Below are 25062 nucleotides of genomic sequence, written 5' to 3'. Positions count from 1 at the left end.
CCACGGCGGCAGGACGCAAGGAAAGGGAAGGCTCCGTTCCGTCCGCCATGATCACGGGGATAGCCTCGACACCATGCAACTCGGCGTCAACGTACCGAACTTCGGACCGGGCACCGATCCCGGCGTGCTGCGCGAATGGGCCCGGACCGCGGAAGGCCTCGGCTTCGACCTCCTGATGGTGTCGGACCACGTGACGGTGACCCAGGACGTGGCCGCGCGGTACCCGGAGCCGTTCTACGAACCGTTCACCACCCTGTCCTGGCTCGCCGGAGTCACCACCGGCCTGCGGCTCGGCACCACCGTGCTCGTCCTGCCCTACCGGAACCCGCTGCTGGTCGCCCGGATGGCCACCACCCTCGACCGGCTCAGCGGCGGCCGGTTCGTCCTGGGAGTCGGAGTCGGCTGGGCACGCCAGGAGTTCGACGCACTCGGCGTGCCGTTCGGTGCCCGCGGCAGGCTGACCGACGAGCACCTGGGAGCGCTGCGGGAAGCCTGGGCAGGTGAACCCGACCGCCGGACGGTGCCGGTCTGGGTCGGCGGCCACAGCGAAGCGGCGCTCCGCCGGGCGGCCCGGTTCGGCGACGCCTGGCATCCCCTGCGCCTCCCCCTCCCCCGGATGCGGTCGGTGCTGGCCGACCACCCGGTCCCGGGGTTCGCGCCCCGCATCGCCCTCCGGCTGACCACCACGCCGGTCGACGACCCCGACCGGCCCGCCGGGGTCGGCACCATCGACCAAGTCCTCGACGACCTCGGCCAGTTGCGCGATCTCGGCGCGGGGACCGTCGTGTTCGACCCCTACCACGGCGATCCGGAGGAGACCCGTCGGCCGCGGCAGGCCTGGCAGGCCCTCACCACCGTGGCCGACCGGTGGAAGGCGGCAGCAGCGTGATCACCGAAGCCGACGAGGCCCTGTTGCGCCGCGCCATCGCCATCGCCACCCGCGCGATCGCCCTGGGCGACGCCCCGTACGGCTCCCTGCTGGCCGGCCCGGACGGCGAGATCCTCGCCGAGGCCCACAACACCGTGCGCCGCGACCACGACATCACGGCCCACCCCGAACTGAAGCTCGCCCGCTGGGCGGCCCGCGAACTCGACCCGGCCACGGCCGCCCGCACCACCCTCTACACCAGCTGCCAACCGTGCGGCATGTGCGGCGGAGCCATCCTCCGGTCCGGCATCGGCCGGGTCGTCCACGCGCTGTCGACGGAGCAACTCGTCGCACTCAACCCCGAGTCGGGCGCCTGGCCGACGGTCGCCGAGGAGGGGCCGGCCCTTCCCGAGGAGGCCCGCGCCCCGATCGCCGCCTACTACCGGCCGAGCTGATCGCGTCCGGGGAAAAGCAGTTGGTCCCGCCCCGTCACGAGTTCGACAATCGCCGGATGACCGACGACCAGAGCGAGTTCCACCGGCGCCGCGCGGCCCGGATGTCCTGCGAGCGCTTCCTCTCCGCCGACCGCGTCCTCAGCATCCGCGAGCGCCTCGCCCAACTCGCCACCCTGGACGGCCTGGACGTCTGCCCCGACTTCTACGGCGGCGACGGACCGGTGCGGCAGCTGGAGGAGCGGACCGCCGCCCTGCTCGGGAAGGAGGACGCGGTCTTCTTCCCCACCGGGACGATGGCCCAGCAGGCCGCCCTGCGCCACCACGCCGAGCGGACCGGGAACCCGGCGGTGGCCCTGCACCCGCTCAGCCACGTCGAGCGCCACGAGCGCCACGCGTACACCCAGCTCACCGGCCTGCGCGGCCTGTGGCCCACCACCGAGCAGCGCCAGCCGACACCCGGGGAACTCGCCGCACTGGGCGAGCCGTTCGGCACCCTGGCGGTCGAACTCCCGCTGCGCGACCCGGGCTACCTGCTCCCGACCTGGGACGAGCTGACCGCCCTCGTCGCCGCCGCCCGCGAGGCCGGCGCCCGGGTGCACTTCGACGGCGCCCGGCTCTGGAACACCACGGTCCACTTCGGCCGGCCGCTCGACGAGATCGCCGCGCTCGCCGACAGCGTCTACGTCTCCTACTACAAGGACCTCGGCGGCATCAGCGGAGCCGCCCTCGCCGGCGACGCCGCCCTCGTCGCCCACGCCCGCACCTGGCGCCACCGCTACGGCGGCCAGCTCTTCCAGCAGTGGCCGGCCGCCCTCGCCGCCCTCCACGGCCTGGACACCGTCCTGCCCCGCCTGCCCGAGTACACCCGCCACGCCACGGCCACCCTCGCCCCCGCCCTGGCCGCCCTCCCCGGCGCCCGCCTGTACCCGGAGGCGCCGCCCACCCACGAGTTCCAGCTCTGGCTGCCGCATCCGGCCAAGGCCCTCAACGCCGCCCACCTGGCGCTCGCGGAGGAGGAAGGGATCTGGTTCGTCTCCCACTGGGCGGACGCCGCCCCCGGCCTCGCCATGGCCGAGGTCAGCCTCGCCGAGCCGGCCCGGGCGTGGACGGCGCGGGAGGTGACGGAGGTCGGCCTGCGCTTCCTGGAACTGGCGGCCGGCAGCTGATCTCGCGCGGCACCGACGGGGCCGGCCTTCCCGCTGGGGCCGGCGGGCCACCGCCACGGCGTTCCGCCTCTACCACCCGGTGGCACGGTGCGTGGCGACTTCTGCCGGACCGGGGAGTCCCGGGCCCCGCGCCCAACTCCTCGCGGACGCCGTTGCGTTCCGTCCCCGCCTGGCCGAAGTCCCGATCCGCGGGCGGAAATCCCAGGAGCCGGGTCACCGACACGAGGGCGATGTGCCGCAAACGGTTAGCGGAGACGAGACCCTTCATGTCAGACTGACGATATGAGCGAGATGCACGTGGGGGACCTGGCCGCCGTCCGCAGTCGGGAGGAGCTGGCCGCGATGATGGCCGACGGGGTGCGGCCGAAGTGGGTGATGTTCTGGGGGCACACCGAGCGCAAGGGCGGCGGGACCAGGCAGGAGTGCCTGAGCCAGTGGTGGCCGGGCGAGTTCACCGTCGACGGGGTCACGTACCCGACCGCCGAGCACTGGATGATGGCCGGCAAGGCCCGGATGTTCGGTGACGAGGAGATCCTCGGGCAGGTGCTCGCCGCCCGTACGCCCGCCGAGGCGAAGAAGCTGGGCCGGCAGGTCAAGGGCTTCGACGGCGAGACCTGGGAGGCCGGCCGCTTCGAGCTGGTGGTGGCGGGCAACGTCGCGAAGTTCGGCCAGGACGAGGCGCTGCGCTCCTACCTGCTGGGCACCGGCGAGCGGGTGCTGGTCGAGGCCAGCCCCCTGGACCGGATCTGGGGCATCGGGCTCGCCGCCGATGACATCCGCTCCCAACAGCCCACCGAGTGGCGCGGGTTGAACCTGCTCGGCTTCGCCCTGATGGAGGCGCGGGCGCGACTGGCCGCATGAGCACCATCGCTCCACTGCTGGACGTGACGGTGGCGGCCTCGGTCGCGGCCGCCCTGTTCGTGGTACCCGGGGTGCTGCGGCGGGAGGCCCCGGCCGCGCCGCGGCGACGAGGCGCCCTCGGCCCGGAGCCGGTGCTGGCGGCCGTCGTCGCGCTGGTCTGTCTCAACCAGGTACTGGTGGCGGTCTACGTCGACCGGGTGCACCACGGGGACGTCTCCTTCATCACCCGCTACCTGCCGCCCGGGTGGTTCGACGTGCCCCGCCTGGACCACCTCGCCGCCCGCTTCCCGGCCCCGGAGCTGCTGGCCCCCTCCGTGCTCCGGGTGCAGGCCTTCCTCGAACTGCCTTTGGTGCTCCTGGCGTTCGTCTCCGTCGTCCGGCGGCTGGAGCGCGCACTGTACGTCCGGCTGGCCCGTTCGCCGCTGATCCCGCTGGCCGCCGCCTCGTACACGGTGGCGTTCTGCGCGGTGGAGTGGGACCTGCGCAACCCGTACACCGTGGACGACCTCGTCCTGCGCGCGCTCGCGGCCTGCGCCACCCCGCCGTTGATCGCCTGGCTGGCCCGGAACGAAACCGAGGCGAAGGCCGGGGCGAGGACCGAACCCGGCTCCAGCCGCGGCCTGTTCCGCTTCGCGCTCGACCTGTGGGCGTACGGCCAGCTGATGCTGGTGCTCTACGACACCGTGCTGCTCTACAACTCCGCCCGCATCGGCGCCCATCTCCCCACCGCCGCGGTCGCGTTGACCGTCCTCGTCGCCACCCGCACCGTCCCCCGGCTCACCCACCTCCCCAGAGCGCACCCCGGCCCGTACACCACCGCGCTCACCGGGACGATCAGCCGGGCTCTCGCACTCTTCCTCGTCCCCGCCCTGGCGATCCGCTACGCGCAGACCTTCGGCACCCCCGAACTCGCCGTCCTGGCAGGGGCGCTGGCGATCGGGGCGGCCGCCCGCCGGGACGCCGGCTGCTCGTGCTCCCCGCGCTCGCCGGTGCGGCCGTCGGCTACGCCGTCGCCGCGCTCGCTCCCGGCCCGTACTACGAGGCGACGCTCCTCCGGAGCGCGACCGGCGCACTTCTCGCAACGGCCGCCGTCTGCGCGCTCCTTGACACCACTCGGACACGGCTGGTCGTGCACTCTTAACTCTCACGCCACATACTGACGCGAGGATGTCACACAGTCAGGATCCGGATGGACAGGTTGGGGTGATCATGCGCATGCGGCCGACGGCACAACCCTCAGGCCAGCAGCCGGAAGGCGAGCAGCAGGCCGCCGAACTCCGCGCGGAACTGGACGAGTTACTCCGCGCGAGCCGCTACGCGAGCCAGCGCGAACGCCGCCTGAACGAGGCGATCCGGGCCACCCCGGGCCGCCAGCGACCGGACGGGGAGCTGGTGCGCCAGCTCGCCCAGGCCCGCAGGCTCCGCGAGGGCCTGGGCAACCGCTGCCTCCAACTCAGCGACCAGCTGGAGGCGTTGGAGAACGGCATCAGGAGCGGCCAGCAGCCGCCACCCCCGCAGCGGCAGGCACCACAACAGCAACGGCAGGCACAGCAACAGCGCCAGGCGGAGCCACAGCGCCAGGCACAGCGGCAGCAGCCCACCCCACCCCCGCCCGTCCGCCCCGACATCGGCGCCCTGACCGAACGGATCACCGCCCTCCACCGGGCCGGCGCCCTCGCCGAGGCCACCGGGATGATCGACACGGCCGCCGCCCGCCTCGCCCCCGCCGACGCCGCGCTCCTGATCGGCATGCTGGCCCGGTACGGGCCGGTCGGCGCCTCCCTCCACCTGGCCCGCCGCGTCGCCCGGTCCGTGCCCGACCACTCCGTCGCCGTGCTCGCCGAGCTGCGCGAGCTGGGCCTGGCCGAGCAGGCGGCCGAGGTGTTCCACGCCTTTTGGAGCTATCCGCCCTCCGCCGTCCCCGGCCTGCTCTCCGCCATGGAGCGGGCCGGGCTGACCGCCGACAGCGCGACGCTGCTCTGGGAGTGGGGCTCGGCGCCGATGCCCGAACTGACCTCGCTCGCCACCTGCCTCCAGCAGCACGGCCGCGCCGAGGACGTCCGGACCCTGCTGCGCCAGGCCGCCGGCCGTTCCACCGACGACCTCACCGCCCTCGCGGCCGGCCTGCCGCCCGCCCTCGCCTCCCTGCTGGTGAGCGAGCTGGCGGTGCTGCGCCCGCCCGTCGAGGTCGTCCGGCTCGCCACCGCCCTGGACGGCGCCGGCAGCACCGAGCTGTACGGGCAGCTGCTGGCCGCGATGCTCGCCGACGAGGCCCGCCACCGCACCACCCTCGCCACCCTGCGCACGGCCGGCCTCCCGACCCGTCCGCCGGCCGCCCCGCGCCCCCGCTGGGGCCGGCGGTAGTCACCCGGAGACCCCGGAACGGCGAAGAGCCCCCGCCCGCCCCGGCGAGGGGGCGGACGAGGGCTCGCCCCGGGCGGGAGGACCCGCCCGGACAGGCCGCTAGCAGCCGATCAGGCGCGCACCCAGGTACGCCTTGACCTGGTCCAGCGAGACGCGCTCCTGCGACATGGTGTCGCGGTCGCGGACGGTCACGGCGTTGTCCTCCAGGGTGTCGAAGTCGACCGTGACGCAGAACGGCGTGCCGATCTCGTCCTGGCGGCGGTAGCGCTTGCCGATCGCGCCGGCGTCGTCGAACTCGACGTTCCACGCGGTGCGCAGGTCGGCGGCCAGGCCGCGGGCCTTCGGGGACAGCTCGGCGTTGCGCGACAGCGGCAGGACGGCGACCTTGACCGGGGCCAGGCGCGGGTCGAGCCGCATGCCGACGCGCTTCTCCATGACGCCCTTGGCGTTCGGCGCCTCGTCCTCGAAGTAGGCGTCGATCAGGAAGGCCAGCATGGCGCGGTTGAGGCCCGCCGCCGGCTCGATGACGTACGGGAAGTACCGCTCGCCGGACTCCTGGTCGAAGTACTTCAGGTCCTGGCCGGAGGCCTCGCTGTGCACCCGCAGGTCGTAGTCCGTGCGGTTGGCGACGCCCTCCAGCTCGGAGAACTCGGAGCCGCCGAAGTTGAAGCGGTACTCGATGTCCACGGTGCGCTTGGCGTAGTGGGAGAGCTTCTCCTTCGGGTGCTCGAAGAAGCGCATGTTCTCGGTGCGCAGGCCCAGGTCGACGTACCAGTCCCAGCGCTGCTGGAGCCAGTACTCGTGCCACTGCTCGTCCTCGCCCGGCTTGACGAAGAACTCCATCTCCATCTGCTCGAACTCACGGGTCCGGAAGATGAAGTTGCCGGGGGTGATCTCGTTGCGGAAGCTCTTGCCGGTCTGGGCGATGCCGAACGGCGGCTTCTTGCGCGAAGTGGTCTGGACGGCCTTGAAGTTGGTGAAGATGCCCTGGGCGGTCTCCGGGCGCAGGAACGCCAGGCCGCTCGCCTCCTCGGTGACGCCGAGGTGGGTCTTCAGCATGCCCGAGAAGTCCTTGGGCTCGGTGAACTGGCCCTTGGTGCCGCAGTCGGGGCAGTTGACGTCCTTGAGGCCGTTCGGCGGCGGGAAGCCGTGCTTGGCCTCGTACTTCTCCTCCAGGTGGTCGGCCCGGTGGCGCTTGTGGCAGGAGAGGCACTCGGTCAGCGGGTCGTTGAAGGTGGCGACGTGGCCGGAGGCCTCCCACACCTCGCGCGCGAGGATCACCGACGAGTCGAGTCCGACGACGTCCTCACGGGCCTGGACCATCGTGCGCCACCACTGGCGCTTGATGTTCTCCTTGAGCTCGACGCCCAGCGGCCCGTAGTCCCAGGCGGCACGCGTGCCGCCGTAGATCTCGCTGCAGGGGTAGACGAAGCCACGGCGCTTGCTCAGGCTGACGATCGTGTCGATCTTGTCGGCGGCCACAGTGCTCTCTTCAGTACGTACGGCACGGTCAGGGCACGGCTGGTTGCGCGTACCCGAATACCTCAGGTTACCGGCCAGACGGGTACGTGATTCAAATCGGTATCGTCCGGCCGCTCCCGCTCTCCGCCACCTGCCGTTCACCCACCCGAGTGAGTTGACAATCATTTCCATCTTGGATGAGAATGATTGTCATGATGATCGGACTGCCTCGCCTCGGACTCTCCCGCCGGACCCGCACCTCCATAGCGCTCGGCACCACCGCCCTGGCCGCCTCCCTCGTGCTCACGGCCTGCGGAGGCAGCAGCAGCGCCGACAGCGGCAACGGAAAGCTGAAGGTCGTCGCGGCCTTCTACCCGATGGAGTTCCTGGCCCAGCAGATCGGCAAGGACCACGTCTCGGTCACCGACCTCACGGCGGCCGGCGTCGAGCCGCACGACCTGGAGCTCACCGCCAAGCAGGTCGGCACCGTCCAGAAGGCCGACGCGATCGTCTACCTCAAGGGCCTCCAGCCCACCGTCGACCAGGCCGTCGCCCAGTCCTCCAGCAAGCACAAGATCGACGCCACCGCCGCCAGCCCGCTGGTCGACCACCACCTCGACGAGGGCACCGACAACGCCGACGGCCACCAGCACGAGGGCCCGGCCGGCGACCCGCACATCTGGCTCGACCCGACCCGCTACGCGGCGATCGCCAAGAGCGTCGGCGACGAGTTCGCCAAGGCCGACCCGGCCCACGCCGAGGACTACCGGAAGAACACCGACGAGCTGGTCACCAAGCTCACCGCGCTCGACCAGGAGTTCCGCACCGGGCTGAAGGACACCAGGACCAAGACCTTCGTCACCAGCCACGCCGCCTTCGGCTACCTCGCCGACCACTACGGCCTCACCCAGGTCGCCATCAACGGCGTCGACCCGGAGTCCGAGCCCACCCCGGCCCGCCTCGCCGCCGTGCAGAAGGCCGCCCGGGACAACGGCGTCACCACGGTCTTCTTCGAGACCCTGGTCAGCCCCAAGCTCGCCGACACCGTCGCCAAGGACCTCGGCCTCAAGACCGCCGTCCTGGACCCGCTGGAGGGCGTCAAGGACCCCGCCCAGAACGACTATCTGAGCGTCATGAAGCAGAACCTGGCGAACCTCCAGGCCGCCCTCGGCGCCGCCACCCCGGCCGCCCCAGCCGCCGCCACCCCCGCCACCGGGGCCCCGGCCACCGACGCCGCCACCCCCACCCCCGCGAACTGACGGGAACCCGCACCATGACCGACCCGATACCCCCGGCCGTCCGCCTCCGCGACGCCGTCGCCTCCCGCGGCGGCCGCCCGGTGCTGCGCGGCGTCGACCTCACCGTCCGCCCCGGCGAAGTGGTCGCCCTGCTGGGAGCCAACGGCTCCGGCAAGTCGACCACCGTCAAGGCCGTGATCGGCTCCGTCCCGCTGGAGCGGGGCACCCTGGAGCTGTTCGGCACCGCGTACGGCTCCTTCCGCGCCTGGCACCGCATCGGGTACGTCCCGCAGCGCACCACCGCCGCCTCCGGCGTCCCCGCCACCGTGCGCGAGGTGGTCTCCACCGGACGGCTGCCGCAGCACCGGCTGCTGCCCTTCCGCCGCAAGGACCGCGAGGCGGTGGACCGCGCCCTGGCCGCCGTCGGCATGCTGGAGCGCGCCGCGGACGGCGTGGCCGACCTCTCCGGCGGCCAGCAGCAGCGGGTGCTGATCGCCCGCGCCCTGGTCGGCACCCCCGACCTGCTGATCATGGACGAGCCGATGGCCGGCGTGGACGCCGCCAGCCAGCAGGTGCTCGCCGACACCCTGCGCGCCGAGGTCGCCCGCGGCGCCGCCGTCCTCCTCGTGCTGCACGAGCTCGGGCCGCTGGAGCCGCTGATCGACCGCGCCGTGGTGCTGCGGGACGGCTGCGTCGCCCACGACGGCCCGCCCGTGCCCAACACCGGCCTGCACGCGCTGCCCGGCCACGACCACGTCCACCCGCACGCCGACCTGACCCCGCCGAGGCTGCTGGCATGACCGAGATGCTGTCCTACGACTTCATGCAGCGCGCCCTGCTCGCCGCCGTCCTGGTCGGGACCACCGCCCCGGCCGTCGGCATCTACCTGGTCCAGCGCCGCCAGGCCCTGATGGGCGACGGCATGGGCCACGTCGCGATGACCGGCGTCGGCCTCGGCTTCATCTTCCAGACCAGCCCGGTCTGGATGGCCGTCCTGGTCTGCGTGCTCGGCGCCGTCACCATGGAGCTGGTCCGCTCGCGCGGCAACCAGCGCGGCGACATCGCCCTCGCGATGCTCTTCTACGGCGGCATGGCCTGCGGCAAGCTGCTGGTCTCGATGTCCGCCCAGGCCGGGGCCGGCTCGCTGGAGAGCTACCTGTGGGGCTCGATCCTCACCGTCGCCCCCGCCGACCTGGTCACCATCGCGGTGCTCGGCGCCGTGGTCATCGCGGTCACCCTCGGCCTGCGCCGCCAGCTCTTCGCGATCTGCCAGGACGAGGACTTCGCCCGGGTCACCGGCATCCCGGTGCGCACCCTCAACCTGCTGCTCGCGGTGATGGCCGCGGTCACCGTCACGGTCGCCATGCGGGTCGTCGGACTGCTGCTGGTCAGCGCCCTGATGGTGGTCCCGGTGGTCGCCGCCCAGCAGCTCACCCGCTCCTTCGCCGCCACCCAGGCCGCCTCGATCGCCCTCGGCGTGATCGTCGCGCTGGCCGGAGTCACCGGCTCCTACCAGCTCGACGTGCCCTCCGGCCCGGCCATCGTGCTGCTCGCCATCGCGGTCTTCGCGGTGTTCAGCCTGCTCGCCGCGCCGCTCGCCCGCCGGCGCCACCGCGGCGCGGCCGAGCACGGCCCCAGGATCTGCGACGTCGAACTGCCGGAACAGGCCGCCGCCGAACCGTCCGACACGACCACCCCTGAGCGACGGGCCGGGCTGGCACAATGATGTGCGAGACGCCCACGACCCCAGGAGGACCCACGGTGACCACCGCAGGCCCGTCGCCGCGCGCCCGATCGACCCGGCAGCGTGCCGCCGTCTCGGCGGCCCTGGACGAGATCGCGGACTTCCGCAGCGCGCAGGAGCTCCACGACCTGCTCAAGCACCGCGGGGACTCCGTGGGGCTGACCACCGTCTACCGCACGCTCCAGTCCCTCGCGGACGCCGGCGAGGTGGACGTGCTGCGCACCGCCGACGGCGAGGCGGTCTACCGCCGGTGCAGCAGCGGGCACCACCACCACCTGGTGTGCCGGCACTGCGGCGCCACCGTCGAGGTGGAGGGCCCCGCGGTGGAGCGCTGGGCCAACTCGGTCGCCGCCGAGCACGGGTTCAGCGACATCGCGCACACCCTGGAGATCTTCGGGACCTGTGCGGAGTGCGCCAAGACGGTCTGAGTCCCACGACGAGGACGACAGGACACGACGAAGAGGACCCACCGGGAACCGCCCGGTGGGTCCTCTTCGTCGTGCGCGGCGCCGCTCCGGCCTCAGCGCGGCGAGGGCAGCGGCGACGGCAGCGGCGACACCGCCGGCGCGCCGACCTCGTTCGGGATCGCCCCGCCGAAGCGCCGGTCGCGCATCGCGTACTGCTCGCAGGCGCGCCACAGGTCGCGACGGTCGAAGTCCGGCCAGAGCACGTCCTGGAACACGAACTCGGCGTAAGCCGACTGCCAGAGCAGGAAGTTGGAGGTGCGCTGCTCGCCGCTGGGGCGCAGGAACAGGTCCACGTCCGGCATGTCCGGGTGGTACATGTACTTGGCGAGGGTCTTCTCGGAGACCTTCTTCGGGTCCAGCTTCCCGTCCGCGACGTCCTGGGCGATCGCCTGCGCCGCGTCGGCGAGTTCGGCCCGGCCACCGTAGTTGACGCACATGTAGAGCGTGACGGCGTCGTTGTCCTTGGTCTGCTCCTCGGCGACCTGGAGCTCCTGGACGACGCTCTTCCACAGCTTGGGCATCCGGCCCGCCCAGCGGATGCGCACGCCCATCGCGTCCATCTCGTCGCGGCGGCGGCGGATGACGTCCCGGTTGAAGTTCATCAGGAACTTCACCTCGTCGGGCGAGCGCTTCCAGTTCTCGGTGGAGAACGCGTACAGCGAGATGTTCTTGACCCCGAGTTCGATGGCGCCCTTGAGGACGTCCAGCACCACGGACTCGCCGACCTTGTGGCCCTCGGTGCGGGGCAGACCGCGCTCCTTGGCCCAGCGGCCGTTGCCGTCCATCACGATGGCGACGTGCTCGGGCACCAGCTCACCGGGGATCTTCGGGGGCTCGGCGCCGCTGGGGTGCGGGGTCGGGGGGACGTACGTCCTCTGCTTGCCGCCGCCGAAGAGCCGTCGCGCTGCCATGTGCTCACTTCTCCACGTATCTCATCGAGCGGATGCCCCGCTCCAGGTGCCACTGCAGATAGGCCGCGACCAGGCCGCTGCCCTCCCGCCAGTACCGCGGCTCGCAGGCGTCGGCCGTCCGCCAGTCCCCTGACAGCAGCGCCCCGAGCAGTACCAGTGTCTCAGGGGAGGGTACGGCACATCCGGGCACTCGGCAGTCGCCGCAGAGCACCCCGCCCGCCGGGAGGGAGAAGAAACGGTTCGGCCCGTCCAGGCCGCATTTGGCGCAGTCGGTGAAGCTCGCGCCGTACCCGTTCACCGCGAGTGAGCGCAGCAGGAAGGCGTCCAGCACCAGGTGCGACTCGTGCAGCCCGGCCGCCAGCGTGCGCAGCCCGCCCACCAGCAGCAGGTACTGCTGGACGGCCGGCTCGCCCTCGTTCTCGGCGAAGCGCTCGGCGGTCTCCAGCATCGCGGTGCCGGCGGTGTACCGGCCGTAGTCGGTGACGATCGAGCCGCCGTACGGCGCGATGGTCTCCACCTGGGTGCAGAGCGGCAACCCGCGGCCGACCAGCTCACTCCCCCGGCTGAAGAACTGCACGTCCACGTGCGAGAACGGCTCCAGACGGGCGCCGAACTTGGACTTGGTCTTCCGCACCCCGCGCGCGACGGCCCGCACCTTGCCGTGCTGGCGGGTCAGCAGGGTGATGATCCGATCGGCCTCGCCGAGCTTCTGCGCCCGCAGCACGACGCCGTCGTCCCGGAAAAGACTCATGGGGACCATTGTCCCCCACCCGCCCCCGGCGCCGGACAGCCGTGTTGCCCGCACCGGGGCCGTGGGGGGACCACTGCGGTGCGGGTCACGGCGGGCCCGGGTGGGGAGGCCGGGCCCGTTGTGGGGGATCGGAGGTGGTCTGCGGATCTTCGGAGGCACCCGACCCGGCGGACGGGCCGCTCGGACGGAACCACCGGTGACGGGCTGCTCGGACGGAACCGCCGGTGACGGTGCCGCTCCTGCGGGACTACTTGTACGGCGCCCTGGTCGCCGCCTCCAGCAGCGCCCCGACCCGCGCCTGCGGCAGGTCCAGGCAGCACCCGACGGCGGCCAGCGCCTCGCGCTCCTGCGGCAGGTAGCGGCCGTCGGCCAGGGCGATCGCCGCGCCCTGGAGCAGCAGCCGCTCCCGGCCGGCGTGGGCCAGGTGAGGGGTGAGCGGTTCGAGCACCGCGTGCAGTTCCACGGCCAGCCCGCCGGACATCCCGTGGGCGTCGTAGAGCTCGCCGCCGAGCCCGGAGAGCGCGGCGAGCGCGGCCAGCACCTGGGCCTCGCCGCAGTCCTCGAACCCGGCCTCGCGCACCGTGGTGCAGGCCGCCTCGCGGGCCGCCCGGTGGGCGGTGCCACCGGCCGCGAGCAGGGCCAGCGCGATGGTGTACTGGGCGTCCCGCAGCATCGAACCGAGGCGCACGCTGGTGGGCTGCTCCAGGCTCTCCACGCCGTACCGGCCGTGGCAGCTGGTGCACTGGACGCTGCCGATCACCGGGCCGAGCGGGAGCACCGGGGTGCCCAGCAACCGCAGCCACCGCCGGCCGTGCTGCCGGCGGTAGTTGCGGTCCCCGCCGCAGCCCGGGCAGAAGAAGTCACCGAGAACGTCAGTCCGCCATCTCGGGCGAACACCCCACAACCTGGTCACGGCGCCACTCCCCAGACATGGCAGGCGGCCTGCTCGACAATGGGCAGGTCACGCGACCGGACACCGAGCCGTCCCACCGACCCGGTTTTCCGGTGGGTCGATGTTGCCACGGTTACCGGCACGTGTCAGTACCTCGAACGGCTTCCGATTCGAAAAAATGTGGCGCAGGCCACAACACCCCGCGGACACGGCGAAGGGCCGCCCCGCGGGACGGCCCTTCGCATACCACCCGTTCGAATTAGCCGCGCTGCGAGCGGTTGACTGCGCTGATCATCGCCTTCAGCGAGGCCAGCACGGTGTTGCCGTCGATGCCGACGCCCCACAGCACCTTGCCGTCCACCGCGCACTCCACGTACGCGGCGGCCTGGGCGTCGCCGCCCTCGCTCAGCGCGTGCTCCGCGTAGTCCAGGACGCGTACGTCCACGCCGATCCGGGCCAGCGCGTCGGCGAAGGCCGAGACCGGACCGTTGCCGGTACCGGTCAGGGGGGTCGGCACGCCGTCCACCAGGGCCTCGGCGGTCAGCGCGTCCCGGCCGTCCTCGGTGGTCAGGGTGCGCGAGCCGCTCAGCGCGATCCGGCCCCACGGGTTGCCGGTGGTCGGCAGGTACTCGTCCTCGAAGACCCGCCAGATCTCGGCCGGGCTGACCTCGCCGCCCTCGGCGTCGGTCTTGGCCTGGATGATCCGGGAGAACTCGATCTGCATCCGGCGCGGCAGGTCCAGCTTGTGGTCGTTCTTCAGCACGTACGCCACGCCGCCCTTGCCGGACTGGCTGTTGACCCGGATGACCGCCTCGTAGGTGCGGCCGACGTCCTTCGGGTCGATCGGCAGGTACGGCACGCCCCAGGTGTGCTCGTCCACCGGCACGCCCGCGGCCGCGGCGTCCGCCTCCAGGACGTCGAAGCCCTTCTTGATGGCGTCCTGGTGCGAGCCGGAGAAGGAGGTGTACACCAGGTCGCCGGCGTACGGGTGGCGCGGGTGCACCTCCATCTGGTTGCAGTACTCGGCGGTGCGGCGCACCTCGTCGATGTCGGAGAAGTCGATCTGCGGGTCGATGCCCTGCGAGAACAGGTTCATCCCCAGCGTCACCAGGTCGACGTTGCCGGTCCGCTCGCCCTGCCCGAACAGGCAGCCCTCGATCCGGTCCGCGCCCGCCATGTAGGCCAGCTCGGCGGAGGCGACGGCGGTGCCCCGGTCGTTGTGCGGGTGCACCGACAGGCAGACGAACTCCCGGCGGGACAGGTTGCGCGACATCCACTCGAACTGGTCGGCCTGGACGTTCGGGGTGGCCCGCTCGACGGTGGCCGGCAGGTTCAGGATGATCTCGCGCCCCTCGCCCGGCTGCCAGACGTCCATGACCGCCTCGCAGACCTCCAGCGCGAAGTCCAGCTCGGTGTCGACGAAGATCTCCGGCGAGTACTGGTAGCCGAAGACGGTGTCGCCCAGCAGCTTGTCCGCGTACTCCATCACCAGCCGGGTGCCCTCGGTGGCGATCGCCTTGGTGGCCGCCCTGTCGTTGCGGAACACCACCCGGCGGAACAGCGGCGCGGTCGCGTTGTACAGGTGGACGGTCGCCCGCGGGGCGCCGACCAGCGACTCCACGGTCTTCTCGATCAGTTCCTCGCGGGCCTGGGTCAGCACCGAGATGGTGACGTCCTCGGGGATCGCCCCCTCCTCGATCAGCGACCGCACGAAGGCGTGGTCGGTGGCACCGGAGGATGGGAAGCCGACCTCGATCTCCTTGTAGCCCATCTTCACCAGCAGGTCGAACATCATCCGCTTGCGGGCCGGGGACATCGGGTCGATCAGCGCCTGGTTGCCGTCCCGCAGGTCCGTGGAGAGCCAGCGCGGCGCCTTGGTGATCACGTTGCCCGGCCAGGTGCGGTCCGGCAGGTCCACCGTGCCGAACGGCAGGTAGCGCCCGTACCGCATGCCGGACGGCCGCTGGCGCACCGAGGCGGCGGTGATCGGGGTGGGGCGGTCGACGAAGGGGCGGCCGGCGGGGGCGGACACGGCGGAGATCTGCTCGGTCATGGAGGTGACTCGGCTTCCTGTGATGCGTGGTGCGGGCGGGTCGGGGGTGGTCAACACCTGGTCAACACCGACTGGCCGGCCTCAGCTGCCGCTCGCGATACACCGTCGGATCGCCGATCGCGCACAGCTCGTTCCCCGCGGCGAGGGTGCCGGCCCCAGTGGACTACAGGCCCTCGACGCGGCAGCTAAGAAGAAGCAGCCCGTTGCGCATGATGGCCCCAGCGTAGCCCAGCTCCGCGCGCCCCCGAAGTGATCCGGGCTTCCGTTCCACTCCTTGAGACGACGGCCCGTCACGTCAAAGGTGGTGACAACCGGTCATCGAGGCCTCACCCTGGGCCACATGACCGCAGCCGTAGCGCTCTGCACGATCGTCCCGCCGTACGTCCTGGACCGCCTCGCCGAGGCCGGTCACGAACCCGCCGTCCACTCCCTGGCCCTCGACGCCGCCCACCGCGCGGCCCGTCTCGCCCCGACCCCGCCCGTCGCCGGCGCCGCCGGCCTCAACCGGGTGGTCTACGACAGCGGGCACGGCCAGCGGCTGCCCGGCCGCACCGTGCGCACCGAGGGGCAGCGCGCCTCCTCCGACGCCTCCGTCAACCACGCCTACGACGGCCTCGGCGCGACCTTCGCGCTGTACGCCGACGTCTTCGGCCGGCACTCGATCGACGACCGGAACCTGCGGCTGGACGCGAGCGTCCACTACGGCCGCGACTACGACAACGCCTTCTGGAACGGCCACCAGATGGTGTTCGGCGACGGCGACAGGGTGCTGTTCGGCGACTTCACCGCCTGCGTCGACGTCATCGGACACGAACTCACCCACGGCGTCACCCAGTTCACCGCCGGCCTGGAGTACCAGGACCAGCCCGGCGCGCTCAACGAGTCGGTCTCCGACGTCTTCGGCTCGCTGGTCAAGCAGTACGCGCTGCGCCAGGGCGCCGCCGACGCCGACTGGCTGATCGGCGCCGGGCTGCTCGCCCCGGGCGTCCAGGGCGTGGCGCTGCGCTCGATGAAGGCGCCCGGCACCGCCTACGACGACCCGCAGCTGGGCAAGGACCCGCAGCCCGCGCACATGCGGGACTACGTGGACACCTCCCAGGACAACGGCGGGGTGCACATCAACTCCGGCATCCCCAACCACGCGTTCTACCTGCTGGCCACCGCGCTCGGCGGCTCGGCCTGGGAGCGCGCGGGGCGGATCTGGTACGACGCGCTGACCGGGGGCACGCTGGCCGCCGACGCCGGCTTCACCGCCTTCGCCCGGGCCACCGTGGCCGCCGCGAAGGCCCGCTACCCCGGTGACCAGGCGGTCGCGGACACCGTCACGGCCTCCTGGGCGCAGGTCGGCGTCAGCCCGGGGTGACGGCCCGCCCGCGGCGCCACCGGGGCCCGCCCCGGCGGCGGTAGGGGCCGGGTTGAGGCGGGCTCAAGGTCACGGTCCGGGAAAAGCCCGGCAAACCCCCTCCCCGGGGAGCACCATGGGCACCATGCGCATCCAGGTGACCCGGACCGGCGGCTTCGCGGGCATCGCCCGCCAGGCGGAGATCGACACCGACGACCGCACGGACGCCCCGCACGTCCACGCGCTCGCCCGCGAGGCCGTCGCGGGCGGGCTGCGCGCGCCCTCGTACGGGGTGCCGGACGGCTTCCACTACGAGATCACCGTCGACGGCCGGACGGTGTACTGCGCCGATCCGAAGCTCACCGACTCGCAGCGCGAGCTGGTCTCCCTGGTGCTGCGCGAGGGCGCGTAGCCCCCGCGCGGCACCGGCGGGCAGAGCTGACGTTCCGTCAGAATCCCAGCTTGCGCAGCTGCTTGGGGTCGCGCTGCCAGTCCTTGGCGACCTTGACGTGCAGGTCCAGGTAGACCGGCGTGCCGAGCAGCGCCTCGATGTGCTTGCGGGCGGTGGTGCCGACGTGCTTGAGCCGCGAGCCCTTGGCACCGATCACGATCGCCTTCTGGCTCTGCCGCTCGATGTAGACGTTGGCGTGGATGTCCAGCAGCGGGCGGTCCGCCGGGCGGCCCTCGCGCGGGAGCATCTCCTCGACCACCACGGCGAGCGAGTGCGGCAGCTCGTCGCGCACGCCCTCCAGCGCGGCCTCGCGGATCAGCTCGGCGACCATGATCTGCTCGGGCTCGTCGGTGAGGTCGCCGTCCGGGTAGAGCTGGTCGCCCTCCGGCAGCAGCTTGGTGAGCAGGTCCGCGACCAGGTCCACCTGCTTGTCGCCCACGGCCGAGACCGGGATGATCTCGGCCCACTCGAAGCCCAGCTCCACGCCGAGCTGCTGGATGGCGATCAGCTGCTCGGCCAGCCGCTTGGAGTCGACCAGGTCGGTCTTGGTGACGATGGCGACCTTCGGGGTCTTCTTGATCCCGGCGATCTCCTTGGCGATGAATTTGTCGCCGGGGCCGATCTTCTGGTCGGCGGGCAGGCAGAAGCCGATCACGTCGACCTCGGCCCAGGTGGTGCGGACCAGGTCGTTGAGGCGCTCGCCGAGCAGGGTGCGCGGCTTGTGCAGACCGGGGGTGTCGACCAGCACCAGCTGGGCGTCGGGGCGGTGCACGATGCCGCGCACGGTGTGCCGGGTGGTCTGCGGGCGGTCGGAGGTGATCGCGACCTTCGTCCCCACCAGGGCGTTGGTCAGGGTCGACTTGCCCGCGTTGGGCCGGCCGACGAAGCACGCGAACCCGGAGCGGTACGAGGAGGAAGGGGCATTCATGGGCTCCATTCTCCCTGATCACCGGAGCCCCGCCGTCCCGGCCCACCCCCCGGGGGTGCCCGGGGCGCCGGTCAGCCCTTCGGGCCGGCCTTGCCGCCCTTGCCGCCCTTGCCTCCGGTGGGGATCAGCGAGACCACCACCAGCAGCAGCAGGAAGCCGAGCGAGCCGTACAGCCAGGCGTCCGACCCGGTCTCCTGCCACTTCCCCAGCCCCATCACGAACAGCAGCAGCCCGGCGAAGAACCCCACCGCCCCCATGCCCCAGCCCCCTCACCGAGTCCACTCCCCCGGTGAGATTATCGGCCGGACAGGGGCGGGGACCATGCCCGTCCGGACAGGCCCCCACAGGCCTCCACGGACCTCCACGGACCTCTGCGGCCCCCACGGCCCCCACGGCCCCCGGCGGGCCTCAGCGCGCCTCGGCCGCCAGCCGCAGCACCCCGTCCGGACCGGCCAGCAGCACCGGCGTCCCGGCCCCGCCCAGGTCCCGCACCGCCGCCAGGTCCGCCTCGTCCGGCTGCTCCGCCTCGCTCACCACGGCCGCCGCCTCCAGCGACCTGGCGCCGCTGGCCACCGCCATCGCCACCGCCGTCCGCAGGGCGCTCAGCCGCAGCGACTCCAGCGCGACCGTCCCGGCCACGTAGGTGCGCCCGGTCTCGTCACGCACCGCGGCCCCCTCGGCGACGCCGTTGCGGGCGCGGGCCGAGCGGGCCAGGGTGATGATCTTCTTGTCTTCGGGGTCGAGCTCGACGATGTCACTCATGCCGCCGAGCATAGGCACCCGGCGCCGGTCAGTGGCCGACCGGGTGGGTCCGCCCCGGGTTCGGGCGCAGGACCTTGACGAAGGTCTTGGCGGCGGTGGTCGGCCGCTCCTCCTCGTGCTCGATCCGCTTGCGCCAGAACGGGTTGTCGTGCGGCAGGTGGCTGCTCACCCGGCCGTACATCCCGAAGGTCGTCACGACGATCCCGAAGACGAACGCGAACAGCACGTTCGTCATCCGGAAGTTGAGGATGTTCGCGTCCGGCCGCCCGAGCACCGTCAGGCCGTAGAAGCCGGACAGGACGAACAGCACGCCCACCGCCATGTTGAGGTTGGACGCGAAGTTCCCGCCGATCACCGCCCCCAGCACCAGGACCGCGCCCGCCACGATGGACAGGATGCTCAGCGCCCCGTTGGTCGACAGCCCGGCGATCCGGTCGCCGTGGGTGGCCAGGAACCCGGGGTGGTCGGCCAGCCCCAGGCAGCCGAACACGATCAGGAAGATCCCCCCGAGCCCCGCCCCGATCCGCCACACCATGGCCAGGCGGCGGTCGACGGGCGTCAGCGTGTCTTGCAGCTTCATGGCGACCTCCAGAGCTCGGCCATGCGGTGCCAGGTCCGGGCCCCTAGCTGTAGGGGTGGTGGCTCTCCATGTGCGGCGTCTCGTGCATGTAGAGCGAGCCGCACTGCTGGCAGCAGCGCAGCCCGGTGCCCCACTCCTGCTCGGGCCGCGTCTCGGCGTCGTCGGCCATCGTCCGGCCGCAGAGCGCCACCGACAGGTCCTCGTCCCGCACGACGTGCCAGGACTTGACTCCGCCGGCCGCCCCCTGCGGGCCGTACTCCGCGCGAAGTTTGTGCGTCATGCCCTCCATGGTCGCTCGGCGACCGGGGACCCGCTACTCGCCCACCGGCTCCCCGGCGTCCTCGGCGGCGCGCACGGGCGAGGCGACCATCGAGCCGATCCGGTTGCGGCGGCCCGCCGAGGACTCGGCGGTCAGCAGGATGCCGGTCAGGCCGCCGTCGGCCGGCTCCGGCAGCGGGATCTCGCAGGAGGAGCCGGGGATCGGCACCCGGCCCAGGTGCTTGGCCAGCAGGCCGCCGACGGTCTCGACGTCCTCGTCCTCCAGCTCGATGCCGAACAGCTCTCCCAGGTCCTCCACCAGCAGCCGGGCGGTGATCCGGTACGAGCCGTCCCCGAGGTCCTCCACCGGGGCGATCTCCCGGTCGTACTCGTCGGTGATCTCGCCGACGATCTCCTCCAGGATGTCCTCGATGGTGACCAGACCGGCCGTGCCGCCGTACTCGTCGATCACGATCGCCACGTGCGAACGGCGCTGCTGCATCTCGCGCAGCAGGTCGCCGGCCGGCTTGGAGTCCGGGACGAACACGGCCGGGCGCGTCACCGCGCCGACCTCCTCGGCCTCCGCCTCCCGGTTGATGTGGGTGCGGCGCACCAGGTCCTTGAGGTAGACGATGCCGACCACGTCGTCCTCGTTGTCCCCGACCACCGGGATCCGCGAGAAGCCCGAGCGCAGCGCCAGGGTGAGCGCCTGCCGGACGGTCTTGTGCCGCTCGATCATCACCAGGTCGGTGCGCGGCACCATCACCTCGCGCACGATGGTGTCGCCCAGTTCGAAGACCGAGTGCACCATCCGGCGCTCCTCGTCCTCGATCAGGTCGTCCTTCTCGGCGAGGTCCACCAGCGCCCGCAGCTCCGCCTCGGAGGCGAACGGGCCCTCCCGGTAGCCCTTGCCCGGGGTCAGCGCGTTGCCAAGCAGGATCAGCAGCCGCGGGATCGGGCCCAGCACCGCCGCCAGCGGCAGCAGCACGAAGGAGGCCGCGGTCGCGGTGGTGAGCGGGTGCTGGCGCCCGATCGTGCGCGGGGAGACCCCCATCGCGACGAAGGACACCAGCACCATCACGCCGAACGCCAGCAGCACGGCCTGCCAGGTCGGGCTGACGTTGCGCACGCACACCACGGTGACCAGGACCGCCGCCGCCATCTCGCTGGCCACCCGGATCAGGGTGGCCAGGTTGAGGTAGCGGATCGGGTCGGAGGCGACGACCAGCAGCCGGGCGGAGCCCCGCCGCCCGGTGCGCACCGCCTCCTCCGCCCGGAACCGGGAGACCCGGGAGATGCCCGCCTCGGCGCACGCGGCCAGCCAGCCGAGCACGACGAGCAGCACGGCACCGAGGATGAAGCTCGTACTCTCACCACTCACAGGGGTTCGGGCTCCGCGCTCAGTGGGTGGTGGGGGCCGGGGAGATGCCACCGAGGCCGCGGCCCGCCCGCCAGTCGTCCAGGATGCGCTTCTGGAGGGCGAACATCTCCTCCTCCTCCTCGGGCTCCTCGTGGTCGTAGCCGAGGACGTGCAGCACCCCGTGGACGGTGAGCAGCTGGAGCTCCTCGTCCATCGAGTGCTTGGAGGGGGCCGCCTTGCCCTGCTGCTCGGCCACCTCGGGGCAGAGCACGATGTCACCGAGCAGGCCCTGCGGCAGTTCCTCGCCCTCCTTGCCGGGGCGCAGCTCGTCCATCGGGAAGGACATCACGTCCGTGGGCCCCGGCAGGTCCATCCACTGGATGTGCAGCTCCTCCATCGCCGCACCGTCCACCAGGATCACGGACAGTTCGGACTGCGGGTGGATCCGCATCTTGTCCAGCGCGAAGCGGGCGACGTCGAGGATGGCTTCCTCGTCGGCCTCCCAACCGGACTCGTTGGCGATGTCGATCGACATGGGGTGCTGTGTGCTCAGCTTTCGGTGCGATGGGACTGTCGGGGTGCTCGGGCGGCGGCGGCCTTGCCCGGCCGGCGCTGGGCCGGCTTGCGGGACGCCGGGGAGAACTCCTCGGCCTCCTGGCGGGCGTCCCAGCGCTCGTAGGCGTCCACGATCCGGCCGACCAGCTTGTGGCGGACCACGTCGGTGCTGGTGAGGACGGAGAAGTGGATGTCGGGCACGTCGGCCAGGATCTCCTGGACGACCTTGAGGCCGCTGCGGGTGCCGCCCGGGAGGTCGATCTGGCTGGTGTCGCCGGTGACCACCACCCGGGAGTTGAACCCGAGACGGGTGAGGAACATCTTCATCTGCTCGGGCGAGGTGTTCTGGGCCTCGTCGAGGATGATGAAGGCGTCGTTGAGCGTGCGTCCGCGCATGTACGCGAGCGGCGCGACCTCGATGGTGCCGGCCGCCATCAGGCGGGGGATGGAGTCCGGGTCCATCATGTCGTGCAGCGCGTCGTACAGCGGGCGCAGGTACGGGTCGATCTTCTCGTAGAGGGTGCCGGGCAGGAAGCCCAGCCGCTCCCCCGCCTCGACCGCCGGGCGGGTCAGGATGATCCGGTTGACCTCCTTGGCCTGGAGGGCCTGGACGGCCTTGGCCATCGCCAGGTAGGTCTTGCCGGTACCGGCCGGGCCGAGGCCGAAGACGATCGTGTGCTTGTCGATCGCCTCGACGTAGCGCTGCTGGTTGAGGGTCTTCGGGCGGATCGTGCGGCCCCGGTTGGACAGGATGTTCGCGGTGAACACCTGGGAGGGCGCCGGGCTGTCCGGGTCCTCCCGCTGGCTGCGGAGCATGGCGATGGAGCGCTCCACGGCGTCCTCCGTCAGGGGCTGGCCGGTGCGCAGCACCAGCATCATCTCGTTGAAGAGCCGCTGGACGAGGGCGACCTCGGCCCGCTCCCCGGTGGCGGTCACCTCGTTGCCGCGCACGTGGATGTCGGCGGCGGGGAAGCCCTGTTCGATCACGCGCAGCAGGGAGTCCGCGGTGCCGAGCAGGGTGACCATCGGGTGCTTCTCGGGGATGACGATCCGGGCGCTGACGCGGCCGTCGTCGGCGGGTTCGGGGCGCGACTGTCCGTTGGTACGGGTCTGCGATGTGTCACTCATAGGTCGGCGCTGGGGCCTGCCTCATCCCATCCGTGGTGTCGTGTGCCGCTCGGTGTCTCCGGGGCACCAGGGTACGCCGCGAGCGTGATCGCCGGGGCGGGCGGCGGGGCCGCACCCGTCGATGCTGCGGCAGTTCGGGGGACGGCGCGACCTCTTTTTCCCGCCGACCGCCGGCCCGCCGCACCGCCGACCGCCACCCCCGCACCCCGACCCGCCGCCCCGCCGACCCGCCGCGCCGTTCACGCCGGGCGGCGGGGCGGGACGGGCACCCGGTCGAGGTCCGCGGCCAGCACCAGCTCCCCGTCGAAGTGCTTGCGGGCGTCGGCCAGGTGCTGGCCGAGGTCCGGGTAGCGCTGGGAGAAGTGGGTCAGCACCAGGGTGCGCACCCCGGCCTCGGCGGCGGCCTTGGCGGCCTGGCCGGCGGTGAGGTGGCCGTGCTCCTCGGCGAGGCGGGCGTCGGCGTCGGTGAAGGTCGCCTCGACGGCCATCAGGTCGGCGCCCTCGGCGAGCCGGTGCACGCCCTCGCACATCCGGGTGTCCATGACGAAGGCGAACTTCTGGCCCGGCCGGGGCTCGCTGACCTCGTCCAGGGTCACGGTGCGGCCCTCCGCCTCGATCGCGCCCTCGTGCTGGAGCCGGCCGACCGCGGGGCCGCGCACGCCGAGCGCGGCGAGCTTCTCCGGCACCAGCCGGCGGCAGTCCGGTTCGCTCAGCCGGTAGCCGAAGGACTCCACCGGGTGGTCCAGCCGGACGGCGTCCAGCGCGAAGCGGGCGCCGGGCGCGGGCAGCGGACCGGCCTCGTCGATCGGCCGGGGCCGCAGCACGGCCGTCTCGTGGTAGGCGGTGGAGTGCCGCAGCCGCTCGAAGTAGACCTCGCCGGAGGCCGGGAAGTAGACGTCGACCGGGTGCGGGACCCGGTCGAGGTTGATCCGCTGGATCACCCCGGCCAGGCCCAGGCAGTGGTCCCCGTGGAAGTGGGTGACCGCGATCCGGGTGATCTGGGTGGCGGTGACCCCGGCGAGCAGCATCTGGCGCTGGGTGCCCTCGCCGGGGTCGAACAGCAGGCCCTCGCCGTCCCAGCGCAGCAGGTAGCCGTTGTGGTTGCGGTGCCGGGTGGGCACCTGGCTGGCGGTGCCGAGGACGACGAGTTCGCGCTGGGACACCGGTGATCAGACCATGCGCTCGGTCATCGACATGCCGCCGAGCAGGTGGACGTGCGCGTGGAAGACGGTCTGCCCGGCACCCGCACCGGTGTTGAAGATCAGCCGGTAGTCCTCGATGCCCTCGTCCTTCGCCACCGCGCCCGCCTCGGCGAGCAGTTCGCCCGCGATCTCCGGCTCGGCGGCGGCCAGCGCGGCCGCGTTCGGGTAGTGGGCGTGCGGGATCACCAGCACGTGCACGGGCGCCTTGGGGGCGATGTCGCGGAAGGCGAGGGTGCGCTCGGTCTTGCGCACCACCGTCGCAGGGATCTCGCCCGCCACGATCTTGCAGAACAGGCAGTCGGGCTGCGGCTCGCCGGCCATGGCGCTCTCCTCGGATCGGTACGTCGGGTGTGGGGTGGGACGTCGGGTGTGGTGGGGCCCGTACGGGCTCGGGGCCGTACGGGCGCAGCCTAGCCGAGCGGGGCGACGGCCTGCTGGTACTCCTGGAGGTGCTTCCAGCGCACCGAGCGCATGCCGACGAGGTCGCCCTCGTCGGTGTCGAAGTCCTCGGTGAGGAAGGCGACCGCGAGGATCACGAAGCCGAGCAGCCACCGCCTGGTGAGCCGCCAGGTGTCCGGGCGCGTCACGCCCTCGCGGCGCACCACCCGCATCGCCGTGATCCCCTTGCCCACGCTGAAGCCGGTCAGCCTGGCCAGCACCACCTGGTTGAGGAAGGACACGGCGAGGCCGACCGCCAGCAGTGCCACGGCGTACGGCACCACCGGGCCGCCGTCGTGCACGGTGTGGCCGGCCACCTGCCGGGTGGTGGGCCGGCTCGCGGCGTCGGCCGCCACGAAGCCGAGGCCGATCGCGAGCAGCCAGTCGAGCACGGTCGCGAGGAAGCGCCGCCCGCCGCCCGCCTCCTTGGGGCAGGGCGGCAGCGCCGGCCGCGGCTGCGGGTGGGGGCCCGGGTACGGGTGGGCGTACGGCTGCGGCGCGTGGCCCTGCGGCGGGTACGGCTGGGCCGGCGGGTAGGGCTGGGCCGGCGGGTACGGCTGGGCCGGCGGGTACGGCTGGGCCGGCGGGTAGGGCTGCTGCTGTGCGTATGGATTCCCGCCGTACCGCGGCGGCGGATAGCCCTGCGCCATGAGTGGTTCCCCCGTGAGCTGTGGATCAAGAAACAGCCCCGCATCCTACCCACGCCGCCGCGCCCCAGGGGGGGGGGGGAGGGGGGGGGGGGGGGGAGGGCGGGGGGGGGGGGGCCAAGGAAGAGGGGGAGCAGGTTGGGCGGGGGTCGGGGTAGGGGGGGACAGGGCAAACCGAAA

28 protein-coding genes are annotated in these 25062 nt (G+C 72.5%); 12 read left to right on the top strand and 16 right to left on the bottom strand.

Translation table 11 applies throughout. The features are described 5' to 3' along the window. Positions 1–73 precede the first annotated feature (73 nt). From ACZ55U_RS18515 to ACZ55U_RS18490, 6 genes are all read left to right on the top strand, one after another. Positions 74–889 carry an LLM class flavin-dependent oxidoreductase gene (locus ACZ55U_RS18515; RefSeq protein WP_465527192.1) on the top strand — a complete coding sequence of 272 codons (816 nt, stop codon included), beginning with the start codon at positions 74–76 and terminating at the stop codon, positions 887–889. After that, complete coding sequence (locus ACZ55U_RS18510) at positions 886–1323, top strand: nucleoside deaminase (protein WP_465527191.1); 438 nt, start codon at positions 886–888, stop codon at positions 1321–1323. The genes ACZ55U_RS18515 and ACZ55U_RS18510 overlap by 4 nt, the downstream gene beginning before the upstream one ends. 56 nt (positions 1324–1379) lie before the next feature. Then, on the top strand, positions 1380–2489 hold the full coding sequence (locus tag ACZ55U_RS18505; protein WP_465527190.1) for a threonine aldolase family protein: 1110 nt from the start codon (positions 1380–1382) through the stop codon (positions 2487–2489). A 282-nt stretch (positions 2490–2771) separates the two neighbouring features. Beyond that, positions 2772–3350, top strand: coding sequence for an NADAR family protein (locus ACZ55U_RS18500; RefSeq protein WP_465527189.1), 579 nt, complete (start codon positions 2772–2774; stop codon positions 3348–3350). Beyond that, positions 3347–4510, top strand: coding sequence for a hypothetical protein (locus ACZ55U_RS18495; RefSeq protein WP_465527188.1), 1164 nt, complete (start codon positions 3347–3349; stop codon positions 4508–4510). Before ACZ55U_RS18500 ends, ACZ55U_RS18495 begins: the two co-directional genes overlap by 4 nt. Positions 4511–4559: 49 nt before the next feature. Continuing rightward, positions 4560–5714: a hypothetical protein gene (locus ACZ55U_RS18490; protein WP_465527187.1), complete on the top strand. Its 1155-nt coding sequence runs from the start codon at positions 4560–4562 to the stop codon at positions 5712–5714. Between the two features lie 99 nt (positions 5715–5813). On the opposite strand, the gene ACZ55U_RS18485 is transcribed toward ACZ55U_RS18490, so the two are convergent. Further along, positions 5814–7196, bottom strand: a complete 1383-nt coding sequence (locus tag ACZ55U_RS18485; RefSeq protein ID WP_396301170.1) for a glycine--tRNA ligase — start codon at positions 7194–7196, stop codon at positions 5814–5816. A 191-nt stretch (positions 7197–7387) separates the two neighbouring features. Between ACZ55U_RS18485 and ACZ55U_RS18480 the strand changes: the two genes are divergently transcribed. The 4 genes from ACZ55U_RS18480 to ACZ55U_RS18465 are packed head-to-tail and all read left to right on the top strand — an operon-like array spanning position 7388 to position 10585. Next, on the top strand, positions 7388–8434 hold the full coding sequence (locus ACZ55U_RS18480) for a metal ABC transporter substrate-binding protein (RefSeq protein ID WP_465527186.1): 1047 nt from the start codon (positions 7388–7390) through the stop codon (positions 8432–8434). A 14-nt stretch (positions 8435–8448) separates the two neighbouring features. Continuing rightward, positions 8449–9213: a metal ABC transporter ATP-binding protein gene (locus ACZ55U_RS18475; protein ID WP_465527185.1), complete on the top strand. Its 765-nt coding sequence runs from the start codon at positions 8449–8451 to the stop codon at positions 9211–9213. After that, complete coding sequence (locus ACZ55U_RS18470; RefSeq protein WP_465527184.1) at positions 9210–10139, top strand: metal ABC transporter permease; 930 nt, start codon at positions 9210–9212, stop codon at positions 10137–10139. The genes ACZ55U_RS18475 and ACZ55U_RS18470 overlap by 4 nt, the downstream gene beginning before the upstream one ends. A 35-nt stretch (positions 10140–10174) precedes the next feature. Beyond that, entirely contained in the window at positions 10175–10585 is a 411-nt protein-coding gene (locus ACZ55U_RS18465; RefSeq protein WP_465527183.1) for a Fur family transcriptional regulator, read from the top strand. 92 nt (positions 10586–10677) lie between these two features. Here ACZ55U_RS18465 and ACZ55U_RS18460 read toward each other — a convergent pair whose 3' ends face one another. From ACZ55U_RS18460 to leuA, 4 genes are all read right to left on the bottom strand, one after another. Then, positions 10678–11535, bottom strand: a complete 858-nt coding sequence (locus tag ACZ55U_RS18460; protein WP_465527182.1) for an isoprenyl transferase — start codon at positions 11533–11535, stop codon at positions 10678–10680. A 4-nt stretch (positions 11536–11539) separates the two neighbouring features. Continuing rightward, positions 11540–12286: a DNA repair protein RecO gene (recO, locus tag ACZ55U_RS18455; protein WP_465527181.1), complete on the bottom strand. Its 747-nt coding sequence runs from the start codon at positions 12284–12286 to the stop codon at positions 11540–11542. Positions 12287–12533: 247 nt separating this feature from the next. Beyond that, positions 12534–13199: a TerB family tellurite resistance protein gene (locus ACZ55U_RS18450; RefSeq protein WP_465527180.1), complete on the bottom strand. Its 666-nt coding sequence runs from the start codon at positions 13197–13199 to the stop codon at positions 12534–12536. Between the two features lie 238 nt (positions 13200–13437). Continuing rightward, positions 13438–15231, bottom strand: a complete 1794-nt coding sequence (gene leuA, locus ACZ55U_RS18445; RefSeq protein ID WP_465527179.1) for a 2-isopropylmalate synthase — start codon at positions 15229–15231, stop codon at positions 13438–13440. Between the two features lie 340 nt (positions 15232–15571). On the opposite strand from leuA, the gene ACZ55U_RS18440 reads away from it, so the two are divergent. Beyond that, positions 15572–16594, top strand: coding sequence for a M4 family metallopeptidase (locus tag ACZ55U_RS18440; protein WP_465527178.1), 1023 nt, complete (start codon positions 15572–15574; stop codon positions 16592–16594). A 124-nt stretch (positions 16595–16718) separates the two neighbouring features. Next, positions 16719–16985, top strand: coding sequence for a protealysin inhibitor emfourin (locus ACZ55U_RS18435; protein WP_380697486.1), 267 nt, complete (start codon positions 16719–16721; stop codon positions 16983–16985). 37 nt (positions 16986–17022) lie between these two features. Here ACZ55U_RS18435 and era read toward each other — a convergent pair whose 3' ends face one another. The 11 genes from era to ACZ55U_RS18380 all read right to left on the bottom strand — a co-directional run bounded on the left by era (position 17023) and on the right by ACZ55U_RS18380 (position 24885). Next, positions 17023–17952 carry a GTPase Era gene (gene era, locus ACZ55U_RS18430; protein WP_465527177.1) on the bottom strand — a complete coding sequence of 310 codons (930 nt, stop codon included), beginning with the start codon at positions 17950–17952 and terminating at the stop codon, positions 17023–17025. Positions 17953–18023: 71 nt separating this feature from the next. Beyond that, a complete protein-coding gene (locus ACZ55U_RS18425) occupies positions 18024–18209 on the bottom strand; it encodes a hypothetical protein (protein WP_465527176.1) in 186 nt (61 codons plus the stop codon). Positions 18210–18360: 151 nt separating this feature from the next. Next, a complete protein-coding gene (locus ACZ55U_RS18420; RefSeq protein WP_465527212.1) occupies positions 18361–18726 on the bottom strand; it encodes a cytidine deaminase in 366 nt (121 codons plus the stop codon). A 16-nt stretch (positions 18727–18742) separates the two neighbouring features. Then, positions 18743–19294, bottom strand: coding sequence for a DUF4383 domain-containing protein (locus ACZ55U_RS18415; protein WP_465527175.1), 552 nt, complete (start codon positions 19292–19294; stop codon positions 18743–18745). 43 nt (positions 19295–19337) lie between these two features. Further along, positions 19338–19574 (bottom strand): hypothetical protein, encoded by a 237-nt coding sequence (locus ACZ55U_RS18410; RefSeq protein WP_465527174.1) that lies wholly within the window; start codon positions 19572–19574, stop codon positions 19338–19340. 33 nt (positions 19575–19607) lie between these two features. Next, on the bottom strand, positions 19608–20897 hold the full coding sequence (locus ACZ55U_RS18405) for a hemolysin family protein (RefSeq protein WP_465527173.1): 1290 nt from the start codon (positions 20895–20897) through the stop codon (positions 19608–19610). 55 nt (positions 20898–20952) lie between these two features. Continuing rightward, positions 20953–21447, bottom strand: coding sequence for an rRNA maturation RNase YbeY (gene ybeY, locus ACZ55U_RS18400; protein ID WP_207816018.1), 495 nt, complete (start codon positions 21445–21447; stop codon positions 20953–20955). Between the two features lie 14 nt (positions 21448–21461). Beyond that, positions 21462–22595, bottom strand: coding sequence for a PhoH family protein (locus ACZ55U_RS18395; RefSeq protein ID WP_465527172.1), 1134 nt, complete (start codon positions 22593–22595; stop codon positions 21462–21464). 239 nt (positions 22596–22834) lie between these two features. Beyond that, positions 22835–23758, bottom strand: a complete 924-nt coding sequence (locus ACZ55U_RS18390; RefSeq protein ID WP_465527171.1) for a ribonuclease Z — start codon at positions 23756–23758, stop codon at positions 22835–22837. A 6-nt stretch (positions 23759–23764) separates the two neighbouring features. After that, a complete protein-coding gene (locus ACZ55U_RS18385) occupies positions 23765–24118 on the bottom strand; it encodes a histidine triad nucleotide-binding protein (RefSeq protein WP_465527170.1) in 354 nt (117 codons plus the stop codon). Positions 24119–24207: 89 nt separating this feature from the next. Continuing rightward, positions 24208–24885, bottom strand: a complete 678-nt coding sequence (locus ACZ55U_RS18380; RefSeq protein WP_465527169.1) for an RDD family protein — start codon at positions 24883–24885, stop codon at positions 24208–24210. Positions 24886–25062 lie beyond the last annotated feature (177 nt).

The sequence above is a fragment of the Kitasatospora sp. NPDC034533 genome, from assembly GCF_055575155.1.
The sequence above is the reverse complement of the archived record's forward strand: the minus strand, read 5'-3'. Positions and strand labels throughout refer to the sequence as shown.